The organism is Nostoc sp. TCL240-02, assembly GCF_013343235.1.
Taxonomy (GTDB): Bacteria; Cyanobacteriota; Cyanobacteriia; order Cyanobacteriales; family Nostocaceae; genus Nostoc.
Genome location: NZ_CP040094.1, coordinates 116536 through 127500, shown reverse-complemented (window position 1 = coordinate 127500; position 10965 = coordinate 116536). Strand labels below are relative to the sequence as shown.

8 protein-coding genes, 2 tRNA genes and 2 rRNA genes (1 of these 12 only partly in view) are annotated in these 10965 nt (G+C 41.6%); 7 read left to right on the top strand and 5 right to left on the bottom strand.

The annotated features are described in order from the left end of the window. From FBB35_RS00595 to FBB35_RS00580, 4 genes are all read right to left on the bottom strand, one after another. A 23S ribosomal RNA gene (locus FBB35_RS00595) occupies positions 1 to 850 on the bottom strand (it extends 2044 nt beyond the left edge of the window). Positions 851 to 1098: 248 nt separating this feature from the next. Next, positions 1099 to 1171, bottom strand: a tRNA-Ala gene (locus FBB35_RS00590). A 93-nt stretch (positions 1172 to 1264) separates the two neighbouring features. After that, a tRNA-Ile gene (locus FBB35_RS00585) sits at positions 1265 to 1340 on the bottom strand. Between the two features lie 132 nt (positions 1341 to 1472). Beyond that, positions 1473 to 2961: ribosomal RNA gene (locus tag FBB35_RS00580) — 16S ribosomal RNA — on the bottom strand. The 16S and 23S rRNA genes sit together here with 2 tRNA genes alongside, the layout of an rRNA operon. 652 nt (positions 2962 to 3613) lie before the next feature. Here FBB35_RS00580 and rsmA point away from each other — a divergent pair. The 3 genes from rsmA to FBB35_RS00565 all read left to right on the top strand — a co-directional run bounded on the left by rsmA (position 3614) and on the right by FBB35_RS00565 (position 5889). Then, positions 3614 to 4474 carry a 16S rRNA (adenine(1518)-N(6)/adenine(1519)-N(6))-dimethyltransferase RsmA gene (gene rsmA, locus FBB35_RS00575; protein ID WP_174708054.1) on the top strand — a complete coding sequence of 287 codons (861 nt, stop codon included), beginning with the start codon at positions 3614 to 3616 and terminating at the stop codon, positions 4472 to 4474. A gap of 70 nt (positions 4475 to 4544) precedes the next feature. Continuing rightward, the gene (gene ispE, locus FBB35_RS00570) at positions 4545 to 5498 is read left to right on the top strand and encodes a 4-(cytidine 5'-diphospho)-2-C-methyl-D-erythritol kinase (RefSeq protein WP_174708053.1); all 954 of its coding nucleotides are present in this window, start codon (positions 4545 to 4547) and stop codon (positions 5496 to 5498) included. 61 nt (positions 5499 to 5559) lie between these two features. Further along, positions 5560 to 5889 carry a DUF3082 domain-containing protein gene (locus FBB35_RS00565; RefSeq protein ID WP_163939325.1) on the top strand — a complete coding sequence of 110 codons (330 nt, stop codon included), beginning with the start codon at positions 5560 to 5562 and terminating at the stop codon, positions 5887 to 5889. A gap of 14 nt (positions 5890 to 5903) precedes the next feature. Here the strand turns inward: FBB35_RS00565 and FBB35_RS00560 are convergent, their stop codons facing one another. After that, positions 5904 to 6773 (bottom strand): response regulator, encoded by an 870-nt coding sequence (locus tag FBB35_RS00560; protein WP_174708052.1) that lies wholly within the window; start codon positions 6771 to 6773, stop codon positions 5904 to 5906. 1719 nt (positions 6774 to 8492) lie between these two features. Between FBB35_RS00560 and FBB35_RS00555 the strand changes: the two genes are divergently transcribed. The 4 genes from FBB35_RS00555 (at position 8493) to FBB35_RS34085 (ending at position 10926) form a co-directional block, all read left to right on the top strand. Next, positions 8493 to 8771, top strand: coding sequence for a HetP family heterocyst commitment protein (locus tag FBB35_RS00555; RefSeq protein ID WP_174708051.1), 279 nt, complete (start codon positions 8493 to 8495; stop codon positions 8769 to 8771). Positions 8772 to 9018: 247 nt separating this feature from the next. Beyond that, positions 9019 to 9870: an indole-3-glycerol phosphate synthase TrpC gene (trpC, locus tag FBB35_RS00550; protein WP_174708050.1), complete on the top strand. Its 852-nt coding sequence runs from the start codon at positions 9019 to 9021 to the stop codon at positions 9868 to 9870. Between the two features lie 96 nt (positions 9871 to 9966). Then, complete coding sequence (locus FBB35_RS34090) at positions 9967 to 10362, top strand: transposase (RefSeq protein WP_254625668.1); 396 nt, start codon at positions 9967 to 9969, stop codon at positions 10360 to 10362. A 60-nt stretch (positions 10363 to 10422) separates the two neighbouring features. Continuing rightward, positions 10423 to 10926, top strand: coding sequence for a transposase (locus tag FBB35_RS34085; RefSeq protein ID WP_254625738.1), 504 nt, complete (start codon positions 10423 to 10425; stop codon positions 10924 to 10926). Positions 10927 to 10965 lie beyond the last annotated feature (39 nt).

The following is a 10965-nucleotide window of genomic DNA, read 5'->3' as shown; positions in this document are numbered from 1 at the left end:
AACACATTTCGGGGAGAACCAGCTAGCTCCTGGTTCGATTGGCATTTCACCCCTAACCACAACTCATCCGCTGATTTTTCAACATCAGTCGGTGCGGACCTCCACTTGGTGTTACCCAAGCTTCATCCTGGCCATGGTTAGATCACCAGGGTTCGGGTCTATAAACACTGATTATCGCCCTTTTCAGACTCGGTTTCCCTTTGGCTCCAGCATTCTCGCTTTAACCTACCAGTGCCTATAAGTCGCCGGCTCATTCTTCAACAGGCACGCGGTCAGACTTTTAAATAGTCCTCCCACTGCTTGTAAGCTAACGGTTTCATGTTCTATTTCACTCCCCTTCCGGGGTTCTTTTCACCTTTCCCTCGCGGTACTGGTTCACTATCGGTCACACAGTAGTATTTAGCCTTACGAGGTGGTCCTCGCTGATTCACATGGGATTCCTCGTGCCCCATGCTACTCGGGATTCAGCTACTATCCTTGAGTTTTCAACTACAGGACTTTCACCTTCTTTGGTGCAGTATTTAGCTGCTTCGTTTAACCGCCAGATTCGATATTGCTGTCCCACTACCCCAATCGGTAAACCAATTGGTTTAGGCTCTTCCCCTTTCGCTCACCACTACTTAGGGAATCTCTGTTTTGATTTCTCTTCCTCCAGCTACTAAGATGTTTCAATTCGCTGGGTTGGCTCTCTCCTGCCTATATATTCAGCAGGTAGTATATAGGGTTGCCCCATTCGGAAATCTCCGGCTCAATGTTTGCTTCCAACTCCCCGGAGCATATCGTCGGTAACCACGTCCTTCGTCGCCTCTGTGTGCCTAGGTATCCACCGTTAGCCCTTATTAGCTTGACCACTCAATTCATTTGGTGTTTCACAATTTGCATTCACAAATAGTTAGTTCTGCTTACCCCCTGACTTCGCACTGACTTTAATCAGCACTCTAACCCGAGGCACTCAGTACTCTCAATGTCTGTGTCTGCCTGCTAATTTCGCGTTTCTATGCAGTTTTCAAGGTTCTGGCTGAGATTCAACTCAGCAGTCTGACACGAGTGTCATGTTGCTGAACTCTCACTCTTTTTTTCAATGGCAATCGCCACAGGTGGAGGTTAGCGGACTCGAACCGCTGACATCCTGCTTGCAAAGCAGGCGCTCTACCAACTGAGCTAAACCCCCAGATACAATTAAAAATTAAAAATTGATAATTAAAAATTAAAGAAGTTATCTGAAATTTTTAATTTTTAATTTTACATCTTTAATTGATTCAGGTGGAAGCCATCCTGGACTCGAACCAGGGACCTCACCCTTATCAGGGGTGCGCTCTAACCACCTGAGCTAATAGCCCCTAAACGAACCAAATCATAGTTTGAAAGCTTTTTATATTTTGCTCATGTCTGCGACCGACCTAAGGAATGACCAACTTACTATCTATTTAACTGTATGTTTTTCGATATGTAAGGGGTGTAGGTCTCCCTAAAAAGGAGGTGATCCAGCCACACCTTCCGGTACGGCTACCTTGTTACGACTTCACCCCAGTCACCAGTCCTGCCTTAGGCATCCTCCTCCACGAATGGTTGGAGTAATGACTTCGGGCACTACCAGCTTCCATGGTGTGACGGGCGGTGTGTACAAGGCCGGGAACGAATTCACTGCAGTATGCTGACCTGCAATTACTAGCGATTCCTCCTTCACGCAGGCGAGTTGCAGCCTGCGATCTGAACTGAGCTCCGGTTTACGGGATTTGCTTGCATTCGCATGCTTGCTGCCCTCTGTCCGGAGCATTGTAGTACGTGTGTAGCCCAAGGCGTAAGGGGCATGCTGACTTGACGTCATCCCCACCTTCCTCCGGTTTGTCACCGGCAGTCTCTCTAGAGTGCCCAACTTAATGCTGGCAACTAAAAACGAGGGTTGCGCTCGTTGCGGGACTTAACCCAACATCTCACGACACGAGCTGACGACAGCCATGCACCACCTGTGTTCGCGCTCCCGAAGGCACTCTTCCCTTTCAAGAAGATTCGCGACATGTCAAGCCTTGGTAAGGTTCTTCGCGTTGCATCGAATTAAACCACATACTCCACCGCTTGTGCGGGCCCCCGTCAATTCCTTTGAGTTTCACCGTTGCCGGCGTACTCCCCAGGCGGGATACTTAACGCGTTAGCTACGGCACGGCTCGGGTCGATACAAGCCACGCCTAGTATCCATCGTTTACGGCTAGGACTACTGGGGTATCTAATCCCATTCGCTCCCCTAGCTTTCGTCCCTCAGTGTCAGTTACGCCTAGCAGAGCGCCTTCGCCACCTAAGTGTTCTTCCTGATCTCTACGCATTTCACCGCTACACCAGGAATTCCCTCTGCCCCGAACGTACTCTAGCTATGTAGTTTCCACTGCTCTTATCTAGTTGAGCTAGACTCTTTAACAGCAGACTTACATTGCCACCTGCGGACGCTTTACGCCCAATCATTCCGGATAACGCTTGCATCCTCCGTATTACCGCGGCTGCTGGCACGGAGTTAGCCGATGCTTATTCCTCAGGTACCGTCATTGTGTTCTTCCCTGAGAAAAGAGGTTTACGACCCAAGAGCCTTCCTCCCTCACGCGGTATTGCTCCGTCAGGCTTTCGCCCATTGCGGAAAATTCCCCACTGCTGCCTCCCGTAGGAGTCTGGGCCGTGTCTCAGTCCCAGTGTGGCTGATCGTCCTCTCAGACCAGCTACTGATCGTCGCCTTGGGAGTCCATTACACTTCCAACTAGCTAATCAGACGCGAGCTCATCTCTAGGCAGTTAACCTTTCACCTCTCGGCACATCCGGTATTAGCCACCGTTTCCAGTGGTTGTCCCAGACCTAGAGCCAGATTCTCACGCGTTACTCACCCGTCCGCCACTGTGTCCGAAGACACCGTTCGACTTGCATGTGTTAAGCATACCGCCAGCGTTCATCCTGAGCCAGGATCAAACTCTCCGTTTTGTTGTGTTTTGAGTTTGTGTTTCCGAAAAATACTTTTTCGGAATCCTAGTTACTATTTTTGATTATCTTTTTGGGGTTTGCCAAAAAGTAAAATCCTTTGACGAGGATTGGTTTTTCTTTAAGCTTTCAAAGTATTATGTTTTTCAGGTTCAGTGGTGGTTGGCTTCTCTCGCTTTTCCACTTAACTAGGATAACTAGTCATCCCCTGGTTTGTCAAGGGGTAAATTGTTTTTTTTTCTAAAAGGGCAAATCTCTTGGCTGGAATTACTTTCAAGTTAATGGCTTAAGTAATATAGGGAAAGCATAGACGAAGTAGCTGAACTTTACTGTGTGGATAATGCATATAGCTAGTTAGTATTTCTAAATTGGCTCTGATGCAAGCTGAGTGATTATAGTAATCATTATCGAAAAAGGTAGAAGGTAGTCTTGCTGGAGGGATTTATCATAAATCCAAATGCCTGAACTAACCATATATAAATATAAGAATATAAAAGCATAGTTGTTCCAGAGCCTCCGGTTAAAGGCTCCCATTTTACAACTAGATGCCTACCCAAAAGATTCGTTACAGTGAGTCTAGCGCTGTAGACGGATTTCACAATTTATAATGAGTTTTTGAGAAAAAGCTAAAAACTAGACTAGGCAAGAAATACAGATGATCCGACCGCGTAAGGTCTTTGCTCAACATTGGCTCAAAAGTGAAAAGGCGCTCGACGCAATTATTAAAGCAGCGGAGTGTACAGAAAGCGATCGCTCCGTCAAAGGCGATCGCATCCTGGAAATTGGCCCTGGAACTGGTATTCTAACTCGTCGTTTATTACCCTTAGTGCAATCTCTAATTGCAGTTGAAATAGACCGCGACCTATGCCATCTGTTGTCAAAGCAACTGGGTAAGACTAAAAATTTCTTATTGCTGCAAGGCGATTTTCTCACCCTGGATTTACCATCTTATTTGGTAGCCTTTCCCAATTTCCAAAAGCCAAACAAAGTAGTAGCCAATATTCCCTACAACATAACAGGGCCAATCATTGAGAAACTACTGGGTACAATCGCAAATCCTAACCCCGAACCATTTGACTCTATAGTGTTGCTGGTACAAAAAGAAGTGGCAGAAAGGTTGTATGCTAAACCAGGGTCAAAAACCTTTGGGGCGTTGAGCGTGCGGGTACAGTATTTGGCTGAGTGTGAGTTAATCTGCACAGTCCCAGCCTCTGCATTCCATCCAGCGCCAAAAGTTGATTCAGCAGTGGTACGATTACGTCCCCGAAAAATAGAAATACCAGCGCTTAATCCCCGACAGTTAGAGACTTTCTTGAAGTTGGGGTTTGGTGCCAAGCGCAAAATGTTACGAAATAATTTGCAATCTGTTATAGAACGCGATCGCCTGAGCCACTTACTGGAACAATTAAAAATAAATCCCCAAGCCAGAGCTGAAGATATCAGTGTTCAGCAATGGGTAATCCTAGCAAATGAACTGACAGTAGAGAGTGGGGAGCAGGGAGTAGGAAATAGATGACAAGATAAAATAGATTTTTTCCCATTCTCCAATTCCGCATTCCCCATTCCCCATTCCCCATTCTTATAAAATGCGTTCCTACAGCCTAATTGCCCCTGCTAAAATCAACTTATATCTGGAAATAATTGGGTATCGCCCTGATGGTTATCATGAATTAGCCATGATACTTCAAAGTATCGGACTTTCAGACAAGATTGATGTGCGTTCCACTAGCACTGACAGCATTCGTGTTCACTGCAATCACCCACAAGTACCGACAGATAAAAGTAATCTGGCATACCGAGCAGCAGAATTAATGGTCAGGCAATTTCCCGAAGCCTTTGCTAAATATGGCGGTGTGGAGATTACCGTCAATAAGCAGATTCCTGTAGCGGCTGGGTTGGCTGGGGGTTCGACGAATGCAGCAGCTGTGTTAGTGGGTATAGATTTACTGTGGAAGTTGGGATTAACTCAGTCTGAATTAGAAGAATTAGGAGGTACACTCGGTTCCGATGTCCCATTTTGTGTAGCGGGTGGAACTGCGATCGCAACAGGTAGGGGTGAGCAACTTTCTCCCCTACCGAGTTTAGATAATATATATATAGTATTGGGGAAATACCGCAGTCTGGAAGTTTCCACACCTTGGGCATACAAAACCTATCGACAGCAGTTTGGTCATTCTTATATTAGAGATACCGATAATTTGGTAGCACGTGCTAGTGCAGTTCATTCAGGAGCAATAGTAAAAGCTGTCTTGCATAAAGATACGAGAGAAATTGCCCAAAAATTGCACAATGATTTAGAGCGTGTGGTATTGCCAGCCTATCCCCAAGTTTTGCAGTTGCGAGAAGTGTTTGCAAATCAGGAAGGCGTGTTAGGAACAATGATGTCCGGTTCTGGCCCAACAGTATTTGCTCTTTTTGAGTCTCAACAGCAGGCAGAACTCGTTTTGCAGCAAGTAAGGGAAGCAATTATTGATGAGGACTTAGAATTATTTGTAACTCGGACAATTACGCATGGTATTAAAGTGACATCATCTGTTTAAATAATTATTTTTAATTAATGGAAAATAATGTCCCAACTAAAAATCTAAAATCCAAAATCCTATGAGTGACCAAAATTTAACGCCACAAACGGATACTAAAATGCCGGTAGCAGCAAGTCCGTTACGCTGTCTAATTGGGGCAGTAATTTCTGGAGGAATGGGATATGCAATGTATTCACTGATGATTGCGATCGCTACAAATTTTGCTGCTAAACCTCTCCATTCAATTAATCCATTGGTAATTAAGATATCTTCTGCTGTTCGGACTCTGGTTGTTGGTGTAGTTGCTTTAGGAAGCGGAATATTTGGTATAGTAGCAATTGGTTTGTTGGCTCTGGGAGTGCAATTATTAATGCAGCAGTTGAGCAAGCAAAAAAGTAGTGAAAACTAGTAATTTGCTTTTAATCAGCAACCTAAAGGTACAAGTTTTTCTAATGCACCATGATTTTTGATCAATTGTAGCTTCGCGTTTTTAGAAGACTGAAAAAGTTGTTGCTGTTTTCTCCAAGTTTTGGGAGAAAGCCCGTGGTGTTGACGAAACTGACGAGAGAAATGACATGTATTTTGATAGCCCAGTGCAATAGCAATCTGGTCGATTGTCTGATTGGTATCTCTAAGTAAAGGACGTGCTGCTGCCATTCGACGCTTAACAATCCAAGCGTTTACAGTTTCTCCTGTTTGTTTGGCTACTCGGTTAGTCAAGTAAGCAGGCGAATAACCAACCGCAAGAGCCACATCAGACAAAGTAATTCCTTGGCGATAATTAGCTTCAATAAAGTCGAAAACCGCTTTAAGTTGGGGAACAGATGGAAAAATGGACTCAGAGTTGAACGATGAAGGTGGTGATTGAGCGGCTTGATGAGAGTTAGTAGCGTACCAATACCTCAAAAAAGCTTGCTTTTCTAATCGGACAGCGATCGCTCTGAGCAAATCTTCTATACTAGAGGGTTTAGTCAGATAATCATCCGCTCCCAACTCCATACCTTTGCGAACATCTGTTTGAGTATTACTCCCAGTCAAAAAAATGAAAGGAATAATTGCTGTGTGAGGATCTTGGCGCAACCTAGCCAAAACGGTGTAGCCATCCATATCTGGCATTTGAATATCGCAAATCACTAAGTCGGGTAAATGCTCTTGTGCTTTCTGGATACCAGCTACTCCATCTTCAGCACCTATGGTGTCAAAACCTTGAGCCTCAAGAACTTCTAAGAAGAGATTGCGAGTAACCGCATCATCTTCAACTACAAGAATTTTTTTCGACGATTCGTATCTCATTTTTCCATCACTAGGATTTTTGTGGCAGGGAATGATGACCAAATTCTATGCCGAGTCATCTGTCAAAAAAGTTATGTGTGTTGAGTTGAAAATGATTATTAATTAACAACTCAGAACACTACCATTAGGAAACCAGCAAATCTCTAATTCTGGCTATAACACCAATGAAGACTTAGATTGAACTAACGTAATAAAGGACAGAATCCATATCCCTAGTCGCTCGGTTAAATAAGTCAGTGCTATAGCCATTGATGAGTTGCTAATCATAAATTTCTAAAATCATCATGATGCTATTGGCTATTTATAAATAAATGGAATTCAAAAGAATCAGAAGTTATTTAGTGCATTTAAAGATAATTTTAACAATAAAAAGAGAGATTTTTATATTGGTAACATAAAGATATTATTGTTAAATACATAAGTAAGAACTATCTTACTCTTCATTCAATATTAGAAGAGTAAAATAGTGTTTATTCTTACTGGCCGATAATTATTTTTATAAATTAAAACCAAATATATAAAACTTGATATAGTCAACATTACAATATAAAAAACTACCTTTTTTATCCTTTTGACTATAATAATAAAATTAAGGGCAATATCTAATGTTTATGCTTTAACCTAATTCACATAGATATACATAACTGACTTCAACCCATTAAAATATAACAACACTGCACTTTTTACCCATCTTCAGCGCTGTATCTCTGAGAGAGATTTTGATCATTTCTTTCAAAGCTATATCCAAAAGCCTAATAAATAATATGCTACAAAAGTCCATAGTAGTTTTGATTTTAGCTAATCATTTATAACTGTTATGCAATCAAGAGAATAACCATAAGTCAAAAACTTTAGTGCATAATAAAATAATCTTGTCAATTCTAATTTAGATATATTTGTTCTAAGACTTATAGTTTTAATAAGTAAATTATTGCTCATTAATTTAACTGATCCTAAATTAGCTCACTTAGGTATCTAATAACATGATTGGACAGCTCGTCATCTGTCACAAGGAGTAAATTATTTTTATAGCTCATGCACTTATAGCTTACAAGTATTCCAAAAGAAATAGGAAATATTAAGTAACAATGTGTTGATAAATACAATTTATGATTTTTTTTGGTACTTATACCTTCTGAAAGGTCTAATTAGAGGACATTGCAAGAGAAGTTCAATAAAATCATATCTCTTTACTATATGTATAAAACTTAATAAAGTCTAAGTTGGTTTGACGCTAATGAAAATAAATAAGATTTCAAAAGCGAAAAAATAGACATATCTATCAAAAAATCGTTCATATACTCCTTTGCTAAAGATTGAGTAAGCTTAACGAAGAAGCAGCTTCTGCAATACGGTTTATCTGTAAGAGCGGGTTTAACAAGATATTTTATGATCCTGCTTAATCCCGCCCCTACTTTCAATATAAATTTGTAATAGTTATTAACTTTATTTAAGTTAACTTAAGCACTATTTTGTAATCTTGTTACTTCCGATATGGACAATGATCTTGAAGAAATTGCAGAAAATGATGTGATTCGTGGAGTCAAATATTAAACATTTATAATAGTTAATCATTTTTATAATTAAGTCTGGCTGGTATTCATTGCAATAGATGTGCAGGCATCAAATCTAGATAATTTTCTGGATTGGAGAAAGGAAAAAGAAGATAAATGTCGCCAAATATAAAACAGTCTTTATTTACATACAAGAGCGTATTTTATGACTCAAAATATCACTGGTTATCAAACAGAAACGGTTAAAAAAATCAACAATGAACAAATTGAGCAAATTCTCAAAGCGATTATTGCTGGCAAATATTCCTGGGCATGTGTTTTAATTCTGCGGTTTGCTGGGTACAATCCCATAGACTACATACCTTACCGCACCTACATTCGACTGCTCAAAAATAACTGCTTAGTTGAAAATTCAAAACAAAATACAACTGATACTAAGGCTGTAGAAGCGTTAAGCCTAAAATCAACCTGGCTTCATCTTTGAAAAGGAAAATAATCAAGATAGAACGATTACTATAAATGAATGTCAGAAATTGAGGCTATTTTAAAGAAATTGACCACAAAGTTCCACAAGGCAAGGATGAAGACTGAAAACTTTAAATGTCCGGTTATTTACAGATATCTATTTGTTAAAGGAATTTCCACAAAGGCCAATTAAGAAGAATATCTGTTAGATAGCCTGAAATTTTCTTATAATTCATACTTTTTTGATCACGCCATCCTTAGCAATTATGACTTACCCAGTTACTACCCCTAATAGTTATTTGCAACCTACTCTGAAAGAGATTATATGGCAGAAAAAGTATGAAGTTGCACAAATCCAGCAAGAGATGTCTTTGGCTTCTTTGCAACGCCAGTTAGCTGCTGCGCCGACTGTGCGAGATTTTATCTCTGCTTTGCAACAGAGTCATTACCGACCTTCTATCATTGCAGAGGTGAAAAAAGCATCCCTAATTCATGGAATTATTAAAGCAGACTTGGACTCAGTAGCGATCGCTAAAGCTTATGAACGTGGTGGCGCAACCTGTATCTCTGTCTTCACCGATCAGAAGTTCTTTTATGGCAGCTTTGAAAATTTACGCACCATCCGCTACCGAGTAAAATTACCTCTACTGTGCAAGGAATTCATTTTAGATCCCTGCCAAATTTATTTAGCACGGGCAGCAGGCGCAGATGCGGTGCTATTGATTGCAGCAATTCTCTCAGATAAGGAACTTCAAAACTTTTTGCGAGTGATTCACTATTTGGGAATGAATGCTTTGATAGAAGTCCATACTTTAGCAGAACTAGATCGGGTGCTAAAGCTTGATGATGTACGCCTAGTAGGAATTAACAACCAAAGTCTAGAAGATTTTAGCGTCAATATTGATACAACTGAAGAACTACTGGCAGCTAGGCGATCGCAACTACAAAGCTTGGGCATTATCGTTGTTAGTGAGTCTGGCTTGTATACACCTGCTGATTTATCCCTTGTAACTGAGGCTGGTACACATGCCGTTATCCTTGGCGAATCCCTAGTTAAACAAGAAGATGTACAACAGAGTGTGCGTAATCTGCTCAAACCTACAGCTATTTTCAGATAAATAGACCCAATTCTATACATCTTCGTTTGCTGTATAGCGGTTATCAGTCTACTTCAGTACAGTAGGAGAGAGCAATTCTACTGATAATTGGTGGTGATGAAAGCCTACTCTCTCGACTTGCGTCAAAAAATAGTTGATGCTTATGCCTGCGGTGACATTTCCCAACGAAAACTGGCTAAAAACTTTGGTGTCACCTTAAGTTTTGTGCAAAATTTACTCAAACGCCATCGAGAATTGGGGATGATAGGCCCCAAGGTGCGGACTGAGCAGACAGCAACAAAGTTGAATGCTGAACAGTTAGAAATCCTGCGCCAACTCGTCATAGCACAGCCCGATGCGACGTTAAGCGAATTGCGGGAACGACTTTACGAGAAAACAGAGGTCTTAATTGGGGTAGCTACGGTGAATCGGATGGTTCGCTGGAAACTTCACCTCAACCTCAAAAAAAAAGTCTCCACCTCACAAAAAAAGGTAGTGATGAAGTCCAACTAGCCCGATTTGAGTACTGGAAACTCTTGAGGGGGATACCCGTCGAAGAGCTGATTTTCTTAGATGAATCGGGAGTTAATCTGTCCTTCATCCGCAAATGTGCCCGCGCCTTGCCTGGCCTTTCAGGCCTATGCTCAAAAGCCCAACCGCAAAGGGAAAAATGTCTCGGTAATTGGTGCAATTAGCTTGAAAGGACTGCTCACCCAATGGAGTGGCTTAGGTTCTATCGATGCTTTGACTTTTGATGCCTTCATCGCCCAAAAGCTCGTACCCAAACTTTGGCCTGGTGCAGTGGTGATCATGGATAACTGCTCAATCCATAAAAGTGATGAACTTGAAGCTTTGCTCATCGCTGCTGGCGCTCATCTCATTTATCTCCCCCCCTATTCTCCCGATTTTTCACCGATTGAGAATTGTTGGTCCAAGATTAAGAACATTCTCCGTCGCATCGGTGCAAGGACATACCCTGATTTACTCCAGGCATTAGATACGGCATTCGCAGAAGTGACAATAGAGAATTTGCTGGGTTGGTTTACTCACTGCTGCTACTGTACCTCACAAGACTGATAACCGCTATAAGTAGGTGGTTACAATTAAATATAAGAT

Coding starts and splice junctions, on each gene's coding strand:
- FBB35_RS00555 (WP_174708051.1), top strand. CDS start 8,493: ATGACTCAAAATATCACTGGTTATCAAACAGAAACGGTTAAAAAAATC.
- FBB35_RS00560 (WP_174708052.1), bottom strand. CDS start 6,773: ATGAGATACGAATCGTCGAAAAAAATTCTTGTAGTTGAAGATGATGCG.
- ispE (WP_174708053.1), top strand. CDS start 4,545: ATGCGTTCCTACAGCCTAATTGCCCCTGCTAAAATCAACTTATATCTG.
- FBB35_RS34085 (WP_254625738.1), top strand. CDS start 10,423: ATGAATCGGGAGTTAATCTGTCCTTCATCCGCAAATGTGCCCGCGCCT.
- FBB35_RS34090 (WP_254625668.1), top strand. CDS start 9,967: ATGAAAGCCTACTCTCTCGACTTGCGTCAAAAAATAGTTGATGCTTAT.
- trpC (WP_174708050.1), top strand. CDS start 9,019: ATGACTTACCCAGTTACTACCCCTAATAGTTATTTGCAACCTACTCTG.
- rsmA (WP_174708054.1), top strand. CDS start 3,614: ATGATCCGACCGCGTAAGGTCTTTGCTCAACATTGGCTCAAAAGTGAA.
- FBB35_RS00565 (WP_163939325.1), top strand. CDS start 5,560: ATGAGTGACCAAAATTTAACGCCACAAACGGATACTAAAATGCCGGTA.